Source organism: Azospirillum baldaniorum (genome assembly GCF_003119195.2).
Lineage (GTDB): Bacteria > Pseudomonadota > Alphaproteobacteria > Azospirillales > Azospirillaceae > Azospirillum > Azospirillum baldaniorum.
In genome coordinates, this window is the sequence record NZ_CP022253.1 from 1,382,660 (window position 1) to 1,398,024 (window position 15,365).

Annotated in this window: 12 protein-coding genes; 5 read left to right on the forward strand and 7 right to left on the reverse strand. The window is 68.8% G+C overall.

Annotated features, from left to right (window positions below; genetic code table 11):
* Positions 1 to 9: 9 nt before the first annotated feature.
* The 4 genes from Sp245p_RS06470 to fabI all read right to left on the reverse strand — a co-directional run bounded on the left by Sp245p_RS06470 (position 10) and on the right by fabI (position 3,941).
* Positions 10 to 579 carry an invasion associated locus B family protein gene (locus tag Sp245p_RS06470; RefSeq protein WP_014240884.1) on the reverse strand — a complete coding sequence of 190 codons (570 nt, stop codon included), beginning with the start codon at positions 577 to 579 and terminating at the stop codon, positions 10 to 12.
* Positions 580 to 584: 5 nt separating this feature from the next.
* The gene (aroC, locus tag Sp245p_RS06475; RefSeq protein WP_014240883.1) at positions 585 to 1,661 is read right to left on the reverse strand and encodes a chorismate synthase; all 1,077 of its coding nucleotides are present in this window, start codon (positions 1,659 to 1,661) and stop codon (positions 585 to 587) included.
* Positions 1,662 to 1,757: 96 nt separating this feature from the next.
* A complete protein-coding gene (locus Sp245p_RS06480) occupies positions 1,758 to 2,894 on the reverse strand; it encodes a hypothetical protein (RefSeq protein WP_246119774.1) in 1,137 nt (378 codons plus the stop codon).
* Positions 2,895 to 3,092: 198 nt separating this feature from the next.
* Positions 3,093 to 3,941: an enoyl-ACP reductase FabI gene (gene fabI, locus Sp245p_RS06485; RefSeq protein ID WP_014240881.1), complete on the reverse strand. Its 849-nt coding sequence runs from the start codon at positions 3,939 to 3,941 to the stop codon at positions 3,093 to 3,095.
* A gap of 136 nt (positions 3,942 to 4,077) precedes the next feature.
* On the opposite strand from fabI, the gene Sp245p_RS06490 reads away from it, so the two are divergent.
* The gene (locus Sp245p_RS06490) at positions 4,078 to 5,424 is read left to right on the forward strand and encodes a YihY family inner membrane protein (protein WP_014240880.1); all 1,347 of its coding nucleotides are present in this window, start codon (positions 4,078 to 4,080) and stop codon (positions 5,422 to 5,424) included.
* Between the two features lie 19 nt (positions 5,425 to 5,443).
* Here Sp245p_RS06490 and Sp245p_RS06495 read toward each other — a convergent pair whose 3' ends face one another.
* Complete coding sequence (locus Sp245p_RS06495) at positions 5,444 to 6,460, reverse strand: radical SAM/SPASM domain-containing protein (RefSeq protein WP_014240879.1); 1,017 nt, start codon at positions 6,458 to 6,460, stop codon at positions 5,444 to 5,446.
* Between the two features lie 137 nt (positions 6,461 to 6,597).
* Here Sp245p_RS06495 and Sp245p_RS06500 point away from each other — a divergent pair, with 137 nt between their 5' ends.
* Both Sp245p_RS06500 and Sp245p_RS06505 read left to right on the forward strand, forming a co-directional pair.
* On the forward strand, positions 6,598 to 7,734 hold the full coding sequence (locus Sp245p_RS06500; protein ID WP_014240878.1) for a sialidase family protein: 1,137 nt from the start codon (positions 6,598 to 6,600) through the stop codon (positions 7,732 to 7,734).
* 73 nt (positions 7,735 to 7,807) lie between these two features.
* Positions 7,808 to 8,968, forward strand: coding sequence for a phosphoserine transaminase (locus Sp245p_RS06505; RefSeq protein ID WP_109138415.1), 1,161 nt, complete (start codon positions 7,808 to 7,810; stop codon positions 8,966 to 8,968).
* 60 nt (positions 8,969 to 9,028) lie between these two features.
* Here the strand turns inward: Sp245p_RS06505 and Sp245p_RS06510 are convergent, their stop codons facing one another.
* Both Sp245p_RS06510 and Sp245p_RS06515 read right to left on the reverse strand, forming a co-directional pair.
* Positions 9,029 to 10,504: a TrkH family potassium uptake protein gene (locus tag Sp245p_RS06510; RefSeq protein ID WP_244947642.1), complete on the reverse strand. Its 1,476-nt coding sequence runs from the start codon at positions 10,502 to 10,504 to the stop codon at positions 9,029 to 9,031.
* Positions 10,505 to 10,628: 124 nt separating this feature from the next.
* Positions 10,629 to 12,338 carry a hypothetical protein gene (locus Sp245p_RS06515; protein ID WP_014240874.1) on the reverse strand — a complete coding sequence of 570 codons (1,710 nt, stop codon included), beginning with the start codon at positions 12,336 to 12,338 and terminating at the stop codon, positions 10,629 to 10,631.
* Positions 12,339 to 12,630: 292 nt separating this feature from the next.
* On the opposite strand from Sp245p_RS06515, the gene Sp245p_RS06520 reads away from it, so the two are divergent.
* Both Sp245p_RS06520 and Sp245p_RS06525 read left to right on the forward strand, forming a co-directional pair.
* On the forward strand, positions 12,631 to 13,794 hold the full coding sequence (locus Sp245p_RS06520) for an ATP phosphoribosyltransferase regulatory subunit (protein ID WP_014240873.1): 1,164 nt from the start codon (positions 12,631 to 12,633) through the stop codon (positions 13,792 to 13,794).
* An 87-nt stretch (positions 13,795 to 13,881) separates the two neighbouring features.
* The gene (locus Sp245p_RS06525) at positions 13,882 to 15,174 is read left to right on the forward strand and encodes an adenylosuccinate synthase (RefSeq protein ID WP_014240872.1); all 1,293 of its coding nucleotides are present in this window, start codon (positions 13,882 to 13,884) and stop codon (positions 15,172 to 15,174) included.
* Positions 15,175 to 15,365: the final 191 nt, after the last annotated feature.

Here is a 15,365-nt window from a genome sequence, read left to right on the forward strand (position 1 = left end):
GCGCCGTGTCTATTTCCAGCGTACGCCCGCCTCGCGGCGGATCTCCTCCATGCGCTCCAACGCCGGGTTGAAGCCGGTCAGGGAGAAGCGCACCTCCGCCTTGCCGCCCGCCGGGGCGGAGCCGACGGCGGAGACCTCCTTGCCGGGAGTCAAGCGTTCGATCAGCTTGGCGTTGGTCTCCGGATCGACCACCGCGCAGGTGTTGGTCTCCCACTCGAAGCGTTCGCACGGGTATTCGGGACGGAACAGTGCCCGGTCCACCCAGACGCGGACGATCTTCGACAGGTCCATCGTCTGCTCGTCCAGACGGAAGCGCATCCCCTCCAGCCAGCGCTCGCTGGAGCGCAGCCAGACGAGGCGCGACCGCCGGTCGCTGCCGGGGCGGGAGAGCAGTTCGCATTCGGCGCGACGCGGCTCGCTCCAGACCTGGCAGTAGAGGCGCCAGTCCTTGAAGGTCTCCGCATGCTCGCGGTAGGCCGGGGCTTGGGCTTGGGCTTGGGCGGCGGCGGGAAGGGCGGCGACCAGCAGAAACCCCGCGATCACCCCGCCACGCCACGCCGCCGTCCTGCGTCCCCGCATCGGGCTCAGCCCCGCGCGTAGGCGCGGTGGCGCAGCAGATGGTCGGCCAGAACGCAGGCCATCATCGCCTCGCCGACCGGGACGGCGCGGATGCCGACGCAGGGGTCGTGGCGGCCCTTGGTCAGGATGTCGGTATCCTTGCCCTGCAGATCGACCGTCTGACGCGGGGTGAGGATGGAGCTGGTCGGCTTCACCGCGAAACGCACCACGACGTCCTGCCCGGTGGAGATGCCGCCGAGGATGCCACCGGCGAGGTTGGATCGGAACTCCGGCTCGCCGTCGGGTCCGGCGCGCATCTCGTCGGCGTTCTGCTCGCCGGTCAGGGTGGCGGCCTCGAAGCCGTTGCCGATCTCCACGCCCTTGACGGCGTTGATCGTCATCATGGCGTGGGCGAGATCGCCGTCCAGCTTGTCGTAGAGCGGGTCGCCGAGCCCGGCGGGCAGGCCGGAGGCCACCACCTCGACCACCGCGCCGATGGAGGAGCCGCTTTTGCGGATGCCGTCCAGATAGTCGGCCCATTCGGCGGCGGCCTGCGGGTCGGGGCAGAAGAAGGGGTTGTTGTCGACCTCGGCCCAGTCCCAGCGGCTGCGGTCCACCTTGTGCGGGCCGATCTGCACCAGCGCGCCGCGCACGGTGACGCCGTCGCCCAGCACCTTGCGCGCCACGGCACCCGCCGCCACGCGGCAGGCCGTCTCGCGCGCCGAGGAGCGCCCGCCGCCGCGGTAATCGCGGATGCCGTACTTCTTCCAGTAGGTGTAGTCGGCGTGGCCGGGCCGGAACTTGGACGCGATCTCGCTGTAGTCCTTGGACCGCTGGTCGGTGTTCTCGATCATCAGCGAGACCGGCGTGCCGGTGGTCCGCCCTTCGAACACGCCGGACAGGATCCTGACCTGATCGGGCTCCTGGCGCTGCGTGGTGTAGCGCGACTGGCCGGGGCGGCGCTTGTCGAGCCAGGGCTGGATGTCCGCCTCGGTCAGGGAGAGCAGCGACGGGCAGCCGTCCACCACCACGCCGATCGCCGGCCCATGGCTCTCGCCCCAGGTGGTGAAGCGGAAAAGCGTTCCGAAGCTGTTGCCGGCCATGGCGAGGACTCCCGATGCGACACGATGTTACCGCAAGTTTTGCGGTCGAGCGCGTTTCTTGCGGCGTTTCGGCCGGCGCGTCAAGCGCGAGGGGACTTAGAACGCTCCCTTCTGCTCACGCCGGCGGTCGAGCGCGACCTCGAACTGGCGCAGCAGCTTGTGCGTGGCTTCGAAGTAGAGCTTGCGCTGCGGGTTGTTCTTCATGCAGCGGGCGTCCAGGTGGGACACGCTGGTCAAGGCGGAGACGCAGTAGCCCAGCAGCCAGTAATGGGATCGGATCTTGCGCAGATAATCGCGGAAGGGTTCCGGCTGGCCGGCCATGAAGGCGGAGAAGCTCGCCTCGTAATCGGCGAGAATCTGCCGGATGTCCATCAGCGTGGTTTCCAGCAGCTTGCCCACCTTTTCGATGTGCATCAGAAGCTGGGTCTCATAGGGCTTGTGCATGCGGATATCGACCGGAATGCATTCCCGCAACTTCAGCCAGTTCAGGATGACCCGCGCCCGCGGCGCGATGCGGCGGAGCTGGTACTCGTAGAAGGTCGTGCCCTTCCAGGCGCTGAAGATCTGGTCCGCTTCGCTGCGGTCGATGCCGAAGGCCGAGACGAACAGGCCGGCCTCCTCAAGCTCGGGATTCCAGATCGCTTCCAGGAAGCGTTCGATGCTCTGGGCGCCGTTGCCGCCGCCGTCGATGGCCTTGCGGACGATGGGCTCGATGCGCGCCCGGATCAGGCGGCGGAGCTGCTGGTCCTCGGTGTCGCTGATCGCCCAGTGACGCTTGTCCACCGGGACCTTTTCACCTTCGAAGCACGCCTTCAGCAGGAAAGCGTCCAGCGACGGCACGCTGTCGATCAGGGTGAGGGTGCGCAGGTCCGCGGCTGCGGCTTCGCTGTTGGCCTCGCCGATGCCGAATTGTTCGGCCAGCAGGAGGTTGCTGTTGCGGGCGCGCAGATAGATGGCGAGGCCACCCGCTTCGGTGTGTTCGACGCTGTGCGGAATGTAGATGCCGGTTTCGACCGGGCGCGACGCGGCGTCGCCGTCCTCATCCTCGTCGGCGATGGGGTTGGCGTAGTCGTCGGCGTCTTCGTCGAAATTCGGATACTTGAAGAGAATGGCCTTGTTCAACCCACGGGCACGGAACAGGCGGTTTTCTTCGGGGATCTCGCGGGTGATGGTGATCAAATTCATCGAGACGCTGGAGCCGCCGTAGAGAATTTGCTCCAGAATCGGGGACACCGAATCCGATTGACGCCGTGCACGCATCCGACCGTCACCTTCCGCAACCTTCCGTATGTGTGAAGAATAGCGGTATGCTGCGGCGCGCAAAAGTAGGTAATACGACGTTCGGTAAAAAATGTCTCAAATGGGGTAAGGACGTTTCCGGCGGGCGTTCCGGAACGAACCGGACGCGCCCGCCGTCGCCATGGCCTGGGATCAGGCGGGCTTGCCCGCGCCGCCCAGCGACCCCAGGAGCTGCGACACCTCGGCCGCCGCGTCCACCGCGACCATGCCGACGGTGTGGTAGCCGGAGTCGACGTGCATGACCTCGCCGGTCACGCCGGTGCCGAGATCGCTCAGCAGGAACAGGCCGGCGCCGCCGACCTCGCCGATGGTGACGTTGCGCTTCAGCGGGGCGTTCAGCTCGTTCCACTTCAGAATGTAGCGGAAGTCGCCGATGCCGCTGGCGGCCAGCGTCTTGATCGGACCGGCGGAGATGGCATTGACGCGGATGTCCCGACCGCCCAAATCGACCGCCAGGTAACGCACGCTCGCCTCCAGCGCGGCCTTGGCGACACCCATCACGTTGTAGTGGGGCATCACGCGCTCGGCGCCGTAGTAGGAGAGGGTGAGGAGGCTGCCGCCGTCCTTCATCAGCGGGACGGCGCGCTGCGCCACCGCGGTGAAGGAGTAGCAGGAGATGTCCATCGTGCGCAGGAAGTTGGCCCGCGTCGTGTCGAGATAGAGGCCGTCCAGCTCGTTCTTGTCGGAAAAAGCGATCGCATGAACCAGGAAGTCCAGCTTGCCCCATTCCTTCTCGATGGCGGCGAAGGTCGCGTCGACGCTGGCCTCGTCGGTGACGTCGCAGGGCAGCAGCAGCGGGGCGTTGACCTGCTCGGCCAGCGGCTTCACACGCTTCAGCAGCGCGTCACCCTGATAGGTGAAGGCCAGCTCGGCGCCGTGCTGCGCCAGCGTGGAGGCAATTCCCCAGGCGATCGACCGATCGTTCGCCACGCCCATGATCAGGCCGCGCTTGCCGTCCATGAGCGGCTTCGGGTTGGACATCCGTACCTCGTGCATCCAGAGTATGCTTTGAAAAGTGGGCCGCATCCTACACGAAAGACCGGCCCGGTCAAACCAAGGCGGGAGGCGTCCTGTGGCTGAAACCGAAGGCACTTCGAAAGGGGCGTGGAACCCCTTTGTGCGCGTTCGGGAAATCGGCGGCTTCATCGCCTATTCCTCCATGCGCTTCTACAACGACAACTGTTTCCAGACCGCGGCGTCGCTGACCTACACCTCGCTGCTGGCGCTGGTGCCGCTGATGACCATCGGCTTCGCGATCTTTTCGGCCTTTCCCGCCTTCAACGCGCTGCAGTCGCGCATCCAGACGCTGCTGTTCAAGAATCTCGTGCCGGAGAACAGCGACGCCATCCTGCAATATCTGGCGGCCTTCATGGCCAACGCCGGGCAGATGCCGGTGTTCGGCATCGTCGGGCTGGCGATGTCCGCGGTCCTGCTGATCTGGACCATCGAAGGGTCCTTCGCCACCGTCTGGCGGGTGCGGGAGCCGCGCTCCTACGTCACCCGCATCCTGTCCTTCTGGGCGGTGGTGTCGTTGAGCCCGCTGTTCGCCGGCGCCAGCCTGTCGCTGTCCAGCACCCTGTGGGCGGTGCTCCAGTTCGCCCATCTGGAGGGCTTCGCCGACCCGCTGGTGGGGATCGGGGCGATCCTGCCCTTCATGCTGCAGCTGGTCGGCTGCACGCTGCTCTACGTCATCATCCCCAACCGGGACGTCGGCTGGATGGACGCCGCCTGCGGCGGGGCGGTCGCCTCGCTGCTGCTGGAGACGTCCAAGGCGGGCTTCGCCATGTACATGAAGGAGTTTCCGGCCTACCAGACCATCTACGGCGCGCTGGCGACCGTGCCGATCTTCCTGTTCTGGCTCTACATCGCCTGGTCCACGGTGCTGTTCGGCGCGGTCATCACCGCCTCGCTGCCCGAATGGCGGGCCGGCAAGATCACCCGCGGCGGGCCGGAGGGGCTGCTGCCCGCGCAGCGGCTGGGGCTGGCGTTGGCCGTCCTGCACGAGCTTCTGGAGGGCACGCGGCTCGGCGTGGGCTTGCGGCGGCGGACGCTGGTCGGGCGCGTGCCGGTCGGCACGGTGCTGATCGACGGCATCCTGGAGCAGCTCCGCGACGCCCATTGGGTGGCCCACACCACGCACAACGCCTGGGTCGTCACCCGCGACCTCAGCGAGGCCACGCTGTACGACCTGATGAAGGCGCTGGGCATCGGCCTGCGCGGCTCCGTCCGCGGGCTGGGCGGGCTGGAACTGCCTTGGCAGGATCGCACGGCCCAGCTGCTGGAGCAGGCGGAGCGCGACCAGGAGGAGACCCTCGGCGTGCCGATCAAGGACCTGCTGTCCGACCGGCCGCTGGAGGTGGAGCCGCTCGAAGCGGGGGCTCGGGAACCGGACCCGCAGGATTCCGGGACGGTAACGGGGGAGGGGTCCGGTGCGGTGCCGCTGCGTGCGAAGCGCTGGCCGTAAACGCCGGCATTGTGGGCGCTTAAACCCGGTACTTGGCGATGAGGTCCGCGGCGAAGCCGTCCAGGTTGTTGTCGGCGGGCAGGGTCTGGACGTAGGAGCAGCCGCGGCAGGCCTCGATCTCGTCGCGGCGGCCTTCCAGATGCTTCAGCCGGAAATCGCGCAGCCGCTCGCCGTTCCAGATCTCGCGCAGCGACTCCTCGGCGACGTTGCCGACGATGGTCCCCATGCGCCAGTCGGCGCAGCAGACCGACACCTCGCCGTTGAAGTTGATGGCCAGCTTCAGGAAGGGCTCGGAGCACACCTTGCGGGCGGTGTCGGGGGCGGCGGCGAAGGCGCTCTCCTCGGCCAGAGCCTCGCCGTGCAGGGGATGGACGAACAGGCTGTCGGCGATCGGCGTGAAGGTGTCGATGAAGCTCTGCCGCTCCTCCTCCGTCAGCTCCACGTTGATGATCTTGCAGTGCAGGTGGAAATCGCGGCCCAGCTCCGTCTTGCGGCGGTAAAGATAGGCCACGTTGTCCACGATGGTCTGGAAGCGGTCGAAGCGCCGGGTGACCCGCTTGTACATGGCGTCGCTGGCGCCGTAGACGGAGACGCGCATGGCGTCCAGCCCGGCGGCCAGCAGCGCGTCCGCCCGCTCCGGCGTCAGCAGGGAGCCGTTGCTGGTCATCTCGACATGGCGGGCGAGTCCCTGCGATTTCAGACGATGGACCATGTGTTCGATCCGCGTGTTCACCAGCGGCTCGCCGTCCTTGTAGAGATGGACGGATTTGATCGGCGCGTCGAATTCGGCGATGTCGTCGGCGATCTTGCGGAACAGGTCGAACTTCATGGCGCCGCGCGGCCGGCCGACTTCCTTCAGCAGGTCCGGGTTGCCGGTGGCGCAGAAGACGCAGCGGAAGTTGCAGCCGTTCGACGGGTCGATCAGCAGCGAGAAGGGCGTGGTCAGCGGCAGCACCTGCGACAGGTCGTTGCGGTCGCGATGGCGGCCGTAGGGAATGTTCGCGGGGGCGGCCGTTTCGGTGCTCACTTCGGTCATGACCTTCGCCGGGCAAGGCTGCGGGAAGCGTGTGACTAGCAAGGGATCACGCGCACCGTAAAGGAATCCTTCATTCCGGCAACCGGACATTGGCCGGGCGTCCCCAATGCCGCGGGCGCAAGGTGGATTCCAGGAGCATGCTCGACAGTCTTTCCCATCGCGTCGTCTACAGCGACCGCCGTTTCTACGCCTCCTTCCCCTCCGCGGCGACGCTGGCCGACGGGCGGGTGCTGGTGGCCTTCCGGCGCGCCCGCGATCACCGCTGGCTGCACGGGCAACCGGCGGAGGGCAACGGCGATTTCACCAGCGTCGACCATGTGGATTCGCGCTCCCACCTCGTGATCCAGCCTTTCACCCCGGATTTCGAGCCGGAGGGCGCGCCGCTGCCGCTGCCCACCGACCCGGAGGCGGGCGACCAGGACCCCAGCCTGCTGGTCCTGCGCTCGGGGCGGATCGTCCTGGGCAGCTTCGGCTGGTACCCGATGTCGGCGCGCCACGGCCTGCGGCTGCGCGAGAAGGGCGTCCACCTGCTGGGCAACGTCGAGACGTCGGGCACCTTCTTCCTGTTCTGGGGCGGCAGCACCCGGGTCAGCGACGACGGCGGGCGGCACTGGTCGGCGCACCGCTACCTGCCGGAACTGCCGGACCAGGGGCCGATCCTGCCCGGCCTGCGCCCGATGCTTGGCGGCGCCGTGCGCGGGCGGGCGGTGGAGGCGCCGGACGGCACGCTGCTGATGGCGACCTACACCGGCGGCCCCTACACCAGCTACCTGTTCGCCTCCCGCGACCGGGGGGAAAGCTGGACCTTGCGCAGCACCATCGCGCGCGACCCGGCGGGCCGGGCCGGCTTCTGCGAGACCGCCCTGCACCTGACCGCGGACGGGCAGTTGGTTGCCTTTCACCGCACCACCGGGCTGGGCGACCGCCTCGCCACCTCCGTCTCCCACGATCTCGGGGAGAGCTGGGCGCCCTGGATCGAGAGCGCGGTCATCGGGCATCCCTACGACGCCTGCCCGCTGCCGGACGGGCGGCTGTTCGTCGTCTACGGCTACCGCCACCAGCCCTACGGCGTGCGCGCCCGCGTCTGGGACAGCCGGCGGGAGACGCTGGAAAGCGCGCCGGAGATCATCGTCCGCGCCGACGCGCCGTCGCCCGACGTCGGCTATCCCTGGGCGACCGTGCTGGCGGACGGGCGGTTGGCGGTCTGCTACTACATCTGCGACGCGGCGGGCACGCGGCACATCCAGGCGACGCTGCTGCGCGTGAGCGGCTGATTGACGGACTCCCGCGCACCTCCTATCGTCCCCGGCCATACCGCAATCCCATGTTCCGGGGAGTAGAGTGTCCATGAAGCCCGCCCGCCGGCCGTCGAACCCGCTGTTTTCCTCCGGCCCCTGCGCCAAGCGGCCCGGCTGGTCGCTGGACGCCCTGGACGGCGCGCTGCTCGGCCGCTCCCACCGCTCGAAGCCGGGCAAGGCGAAGCTGAAGGAGGTCATCGACCTGACCCGCGCCGTCCTGGCGATCCCCGGCGACTACCGCATCGGCATCGTCCCGGCCTCTGACACCGGGGCGGTGGAGATGGCGCTGTGGAACCTGCTGGGTGAGCGCGGCGTCGACATGATGGCCTGGGAGAGCTTCGGCAAGGAGTGGGTGACCGACGTCACCAAGCAGCTCCGCCTGTCCGACGTGCGGACCATCCAGGCCCCCTACGGCGAACTGCCGGACCTGTCGCAGGCCGATTTCAGCCGCGACGTGGTCTTCACCTGGAACGGCACGACGTCGGGTGTGCGGGTTCCGGATGGCGACTGGATCCCGGCGGACCGCGAGGGACTGTCGATCTGCGACGCCACCTCCGCCGCCTTCGCCATGGACATTCCCTGGAGCAAGATCGACGTCGCCACCTGGTCCTGGCAGAAGGTGCTGGGCGGCGAGGCCGCGCACGGCATGCTGGTGCTCAGCCCGCGCGCCGTGGCGCGGCTGGAGAGCTTCCAGCCCGACCGCCCGCTGCCCAAGATTTTCCGACTGACCAGTGGCGGGAAGCTGATCGAGGGCGTCTTCGTCGGCGACACCATCAACACGCCGTCCATGCTCTGCGTCGAGGACGCCATCGACGGGCTGCGCTGGTCGCTGTCGGTCGGCGGCCTGACCCAGCTCATCCGCCGCTCGGAGCAGAACCTGCGCATCGTCTCGGAGTGGGTGGCGGCCTCGACCTGGGCCGGCTTCCTGGGGGACGATCCGGCGACGCGCTCCTGCACCTCGATCTGCCTGCGCTTCACCGACCCCGAGGTGACCGCCCTGACGCCGGAGGCCCAGGCCGACTTCGCCAAGAAGCTCGCAGCGCTTCTGGAGAAGGAGGAGGCCGCCTTCGACGCCGGTTCCTACCGCGACGCTCCTCCGGGCCTGCGCCTGTGGGGCGGTGCCACGGTGGAGAACGAGGATATGGAGGCGGTCCTGCCCTGGCTCGACTGGGCCTTCGCCACGGTCAAGGCGGAGACCTTCGGGCGCTGAGCCGCTGATGTTGCGTGAAAAAGGCCGCGCCATGGAGGCGCGGCCTTTTTCATGGCCCACTCAATCCCGCCAGAAGCTCGGCAGGATCAGCACCAGCACGGTGAAGACCTCCAGCCGGCCCAGCAGCATGGCGAAGCTCAGCACCCATTTCGCAGCGTCGGGCAGGGGGGCCATGGTGCCCGACGGGCCGACCACCGGCCCCAGCCCCGGTCCGGCGTTGGCGAGCGCGGAGGCGACGGCGCTGGCCGCGCTCAGGTAGTCCACGCCCATCGCGGCGACCAGGAGCGACAGGATGCCGAAGGCCGCCATGAAGGCGAAGGCGAGGTTGATGACCGAGCCAACCACATCCTCGTCCAGCACCTTGCCCTGATAGAGCGGGACCAGCACGCGGTTCGGCTTCAGCATCCGCTGCATCTGGTTCAGCATCGACAGCGCCAGCACCTGCCAGCGGAAGACCTTGATCGACCCCGCCGTCGATCCGGTGCAGCCGCCGATGAAGTAGAAGAAGAAGAAGGCGACGACGGCAAAGCTGCCCCAGGTCGAATAGTCGGTGGAGACGAAGCCGGTCCCGGTGATGATCGAGGTGACGTTCACCGCCGAATGGCTGAGCGCGTCCCGGAAGGGCAGGCCGACCACGGCGAAGGCCCATAGGGTCATGGCGACGCCGGCCACCAGAAGGATCGCCAGCAGCGCGTTCACCTGGCTGTCGCCGAAAACCGGCGCGTTGCGCTGGCCGCGCAGCAGGCGGATGTACCAGGTCAGGGGCAAGGCCCCGGAGATCATCGAAAAGGTCGCCACCCACAGCACCGCGTGGGAATCGAACCAGCCGAGCGAGGCGTCCTTCGTCGAGAAGCCGCCGGTGGCGATGGAGGCCATGGCGTGGTTGATCGCGTCGAACCACGTCATGCCAGCCAGATGGTAGGCCACCGCCGACAAGATGGTCAGCGCCAAGTAGATCATGGCGATGGCGCCGGCGGTGTCCTGCACCGTGGCGAAGGGCTTGTCGCCCTTGTCGGAGGACTCGGTGCGGAACAGCTGCATGCCGCCGACCCGCAGGATGGGCAGCACCGCGATCGCCATGACAATGATGCCGACCCCGCCGAACCAGTTGAGCAGCGAGCGCCACAGCAGGACCCCTGGCGGGGCGTCGTCCAGCCCGACGATCACCGTGCCCCCGGTGGTGGAAAGGCCCGACATCGCCTCGTAATAGGCGTCGGTGAAGGACAAGTGGGCGGCGGAGATCATGAAGGGCAGGGCGCCGAAGGTCGCCAGGACGCACCAGGACAGCGTGGTCAGCAGAAAATGCTGCTTCACGGTGAAGCGCGCGTGCTCCTTGCTCGACGTCGCCAGCACCATGCCGCCGCTGACCGCCAGCGTCGCCGCGCTGGAGCCGACGAAGGCCGTCCAGTCGCTGTTGCCCACGGCGGCATCGGCCAGGGCCGGCACCAGCATGCCGAGCCCGAGGATGGTCAGAAGGATGCCGATGATGTGGAAGACCGGTCCCAGCGCAATTCCATTGCCGACGCCATTGCCCAAGGCTGTGCCCTTCGCCGCCGCGGGGGCCGGTTGCGGCGCCCCGTCTTTTGCCGATGTGATGCGCTGATTATCCAAAGGGGCGGGTGCTGTCCATCCGCATCGGTGCGGCAAGCCAGTCCAAGGCTCACACGAAACCGGCTTCTCCCAACATGCGGTAGAACTCCCGCAGGGCGCGCTGCTGCGCCGCCGCGTCGGGCAGGTCCTCCACGTATTTCCGGTCGAACTGCGGCTGGCGGAGATGCTCGACCACGCGGCGTCGGACCATCTCCAGGGCCCGCCGGCTGCGCAGGATTCCCGGCGCGCAGACCTGCAGAAGGCGGTTCGCGCGCAGCCGCAGCGCGTCGCCGGGATCGTCCAGCCGCTCCACCACCCGGTCCTCGGTGATGTAGGCCACCAGAAGCGCGTCGAGGTCGCCGGTCAGGCGGGTCCGCGCCTCCTCCGGCAGCGCCGAGTCGGCGGCCTGGCAATAGAGCAGGGTCAGCGCTTCCAGATTGTCGCGCGGCGGCAGGCGGGGGTGGATGAAGCGGCCATAGCTCGCCGGGTTGCCGGTCAGCGCGTGCAGCAGCCGGGCGATGTCCCCGGCGTGTCCATGGCCGAGGTCGGAGTCGGCCAGCGCCAGCAGGAAGCGCACCCGGTCCTGCGCGTCGGGGATGCGGCCGGCCACTTCCGTGATGGCCTGCCTGCGGCCCGGCGCCCCGCCGCCCTCCAGGAAGCGCAGGTAGCGCAGGACCAGTGCCTCGGCCATCGGCCCGCCCCCGGCCGGCCCGTCGGGGCCGAGCGTGCGCTTCAGGATCTCCAGGAAGGCGTCCATCTCCAGCGACGGGTCGGAGCGGTAGAGCGGCTGCGTGCCCTTCAGTTGCCGGCGCACCAGATCCAGGATGACCAGCCGCGTCTGGTCGAGGTCGTGGAAGGCGAGAAGCTCGTTCAGTTGGACGGCGCGATCATCCTCCGCCCGTTTGGCCGGGGACAGGCGGCCCCGCGACAGGTCGATCAGGTTGCACAGCGCTTCCGCGAGGCTGCCCTGGACGCCCAGAAGCTCCTGCGCGACGGAGGGGGCGCCCAGGACGTCGGCGATCACCCCGTCAAGCAGCCCCAGCGGGCGGTCGGCCGCGGTCCCGCCCTCCCGCGCCAGTTCCCCCAGGAAGTCCAGCTTGGCCAGCCAGTTGCGCATCTGCACCAGCTCGCGCGACAGGACCACGCGGGCGAGGAAGTCGCGCTCCGCCGCCGGCAGGCTCGAATCCAGCCGGTCGAACATGGGGCGGAAGCCGGTGGCGGCGATGGCCGGCAGGTCCTTGCGCGCGGCGGCGACGCGCGCCCGGTCGGTCAGTTCGTGCATCAGCAGGTTCAGCGCGTCGCGTCGCCCGCGCCCGTCCGTCCCGGCCTTTTCCGCCTGGAGCGCGGCGACCCGACCGACTGCGGTGGGCACGAGGTTGTCGGTGTTGAGAAGCCGCGCCAGTTCCGCGTGGTTGTGCAGCACCTCGGTCGGGGTGACCACCGCGCGCTCCACGTAATTGCGCAGGACACGGTTCATCGCCATGCGGCTTTGCACGCCGTAGCAATGGTCGAGCGTGAGGCAGAGCGCCGGCGCCTCGTCGATGGGGGAGGCGGCCACCGTGCGGGAGACCTGACGGAACTCCACATGGACTTCGGTCTCGACATGGCGGCCGTCCGGGCGCCGCCAGTCGCGCACCACCCGCATGCCCTCGACCTTGCCGCCGGACAGCGCTTTGCGGCCGAAGACCAGCGCCTCCGCCTCGGTGTCGAAGCGGCCCTCCAGGACCCAGTGGTCATGGACGTAGATCTGCACTTCGTAGCTGGCGGACGCGCGTGCCATGGTGCCATTGCCCCGCTGCTGCCGGCACGGTTCGTACACAGGATGCCGGAGATTTCGCATCAAACTCAACAAAGATTCGATTGGAATGCATTCATGTTTCGAACCGTGCCGGACGGGCGCCTGTCGTCGGCGCAGGGGAGACGGGCATGGGCCGCGGGGCTTTTCCGTTTGCATGAGGAAGGGGGGTGGGGTATTGACCCGCTCCGTATGCCCGAGCACCGCATGCCCACCGGACGTGCGGGCTCTCGCCATGCCGACGGTTTGCCACCCATTCGACGAGACGACGCAGGCCATGCCCGCTGATTCCCTGAGCTCCGCCCTGTTGCCCGCCGGCCTGCACGACGTGCTGCCGCCCGAAGCGGCGCACGAAGCGGCGGCGGTGGCGCGCCTGCTGGCGGACTTCACCGCCCACGGCTACGAGCGCGTCGAGCCCCCGCTCGTCGAGTTCGAGGACAATCTGCTGTCCGGCTCCGGCGCCGCCATGGCGAAGCAGACCTTCCGGCTGATGGACCCGCTGTCGCAGCGCATGATGGCCGTGCGCGCCGACATCACCCCGCAGATCGTGCGCATCGCCACCACCCGGCTGAAGAACGGCGCCCGCCCGGTGCGGCTGTGCTACGCCGGGCCGGTGCTGCGCGTGAAGGGCTCGCAGCTCCGTCCCGAGCGGCAGATCACCCAGGTCGGCGTCGAGCTGATCGGTCCGCTGGAGGCTGAGGCGGACGCCGAGGTGATCCTGCTCGCCGCCCACGCCCTGGAAGGGGTCGGGGTGCGGCATCTGTCGGTGGACCTCTGCGTGCCGACCATGGTGGCGCGGGTCTGCCGCGGCCTGGGTCTCGGCGAGGAGGAGACCGCCCGCCTGCGCGAGGCGCTGGACAAGAAGGACGCCGCGGCGGTGAGCGCGGTCGGCGGTCCGGCGGCCTCGCTGCTGCAAACGCTGATGGCCGCCTCCGGCCCGGCGGAGCGCGCCATGGAGGTGCTGTCGGCGTTGCCGCTGCCGGAAACGGCGGAGAAGGACCGGCGCCGCCTGACCGACGCCCTGCGCCTGCTGCGCGCCGCGCGCCCCGATCTGACGATCACCGTCGATCTGGTGGAGCACCGCGGCTTCGAATACCAGACCGGCCTCAGCTTCACCCTGTTCGCGCGCGACGTGCGCGGCGAGCTGGGGGCGGGTGGCCGCTACCGCGCCGGGGTGCGTCCGGGCGTGGAGGAGGAGGGCGAGCCGGGGACCGGCTTCACCCTCTACATGGACACGCTCCTGCGCGCCGTTCCGGCGCCGGAGCCGGCCAAGCGCGTTTATGTGCCGCATGGCACCTCCTGGGCCGCGGCGGGCAAGCTGCGCGCCGAGGGCTGGATCACCGTGGCGGGGCTGGCCCCCGTGGCGGACGCGGCGGCGGAGGCCCGGCGGCTGGATTGCGGCCACCGGCTGGACGGCGGCACGGTCACGCCGCTGACCTGAGACTTCACGAGTGGCGACCCCCGCGCCGCGGGGGCGCCTTTGCATGGGCAACGTTTCTTTCTGCCTTCTTTTTTTGCGGAGACACACATGGCCAACGTGGCGGTGGTCGGCGCCCAGTGGGGCGACGAGGGCAAGGGCAAGATCGTCGACTGGCTGTCCAGCCGGGCCGACGTGGTGGTGCGCTTCCAGGGCGGTCACAACGCCGGCCACACGCTGGTGATCAACGGCGTGACGTACAAGCTGAGCCTGCTGCCTTCGGGCGTGGTTCGCTCCAACAAGCTGTCGATCATCGGCAACGGCGTCGTCTTCGACCCCTGGGCCTTCATCCGCGAAGTGACGGCGATCAAGAGCCAGGGCGTGGACGTGTCCCCCGCCACGCTCCAGGTCGCCGAGAACGTTCCGCTGATCCTCCCGGTCCACAGCGCGCTCGACAAGGCGCGCGAGGAGGCCCGCGGCGCCGGCAAGATCGGCACGACCGGCCGCGGCATCGGCCCGGCCTATGAGGACAAGGTGGCCCGCCGGGCCATCCGCCTCTGCGACCTCGGCGACGAGGCGGTGCTGAAGGAGAAGGTGGACGCCCTGCTGGCCCACCACAACCTGCTGCTCCGCGGTCTGGGCGCGCCGGAGATGACCCCGGCCGACATCCTGGACCCGCTGCGCGAGATCACCCCGCAGGTGCTGCCCTACGCGTCGGTCGTCTGGAAGACGCTGGACGAGCTGCGCCGCGCCGGCAAGCGCATCCTGTTCGAAGGCGCGCAGGGCCAGATGCTCGACATCGACCACGGCACCTATCCGTACGTCACCTCCTCCAACACGGTGGCCGGCAACGCCGCCGCCGGCAGCGGCATGGGTCCGCGCGCCGTCGGCTATGTGCTGGGCATCTGTAAGGCCTACACGACGCGCGTCGGCTCCGGCCCGTTCCCGACCGAGCTGTTCGACGACGTCGGCGAGCTGATCGGCCAGCGCGGCAAGGAGTTCGGCGTGGTCACCGGCCGCAAGCGCCGTTGCGGCTGGTTCGACGCCGTGATGGTGCGCCAAGCGGTGAAGACCGGCGGCATCGACGGCATCGCCATGACCAAGCTGGACGTGCTGGACGGCTTCGACGAGATCAAGGTCTGCGTCGGCTACCGTCTGGACGGGCAGGAACTGGATTACTTCCCGGCCAACGCCGGCGCCCAGGCCCGCGTCGAGCCGATCTACGAGACCTTCGAGGGTTGGAAGGACAGCACCCAGGGCGCCCGCTCCTGGGCGGAGCTGCCGGCCCAGGCGGTGAAGTACGTCCGTCATGTGGAAGAGCTGATCCAGGCCCCGGTGGCCCTGCTGTCCACCAGCCCGGAGCGCGACGACACCATTCTGATGAACGACCCGTTCCAGGATTGAGGATTGTCGGGTGGGTGGTTGGGTGGTTGAATTGAGCCCCCCTCCCGACCTTCCCCCGCTTTGCAGGGGGAGGAGAATAAGCCCTCCCCTGCGGAGCGGGGGAGGGTTGGGTGGGGGGCCGATGCGACCACTTTCCCCGCGTTAACAATTTGTTTGCCCTTTTCGAGCGACTAAGGCTGGCACACGCTCGC

Excerpts from the sequence above, each read along its gene's own strand:
- Sp245p_RS06500 (WP_014240878.1), top strand. The coding sequence starts at position 6,598 with ATGCTCGACAGTCTTTCCCATCGCGTCGTCTACAGCGACCGCCGTTTC.
- fabI (WP_014240881.1), bottom strand. The coding sequence starts at position 3,941 with ATGTCCAACCCGAAGCCGCTCATGGACGGCAAGCGCGGCCTGATCATG.
- Sp245p_RS06525 (WP_014240872.1), top strand. The coding sequence starts at position 13,882 with ATGGCCAACGTGGCGGTGGTCGGCGCCCAGTGGGGCGACGAGGGCAAG.
- aroC (WP_014240883.1), bottom strand. The coding sequence starts at position 1,661 with ATGGCCGGCAACAGCTTCGGAACGCTTTTCCGCTTCACCACCTGGGGC.
- Sp245p_RS06515 (WP_014240874.1), bottom strand. The coding sequence starts at position 12,338 with ATGGCACGCGCGTCCGCCAGCTACGAAGTGCAGATCTACGTCCATGAC.
- Sp245p_RS06520 (WP_014240873.1), top strand. The coding sequence starts at position 12,631 with ATGCCCGCTGATTCCCTGAGCTCCGCCCTGTTGCCCGCCGGCCTGCAC.
- Sp245p_RS06495 (WP_014240879.1), bottom strand. The coding sequence starts at position 6,460 with ATGACCGAAGTGAGCACCGAAACGGCCGCCCCCGCGAACATTCCCTAC.
- Sp245p_RS06470 (WP_014240884.1), bottom strand. The coding sequence starts at position 579 with ATGCGGGGACGCAGGACGGCGGCGTGGCGTGGCGGGGTGATCGCGGGG.
- Sp245p_RS06505 (WP_109138415.1), top strand. The coding sequence starts at position 7,808 with ATGAAGCCCGCCCGCCGGCCGTCGAACCCGCTGTTTTCCTCCGGCCCC.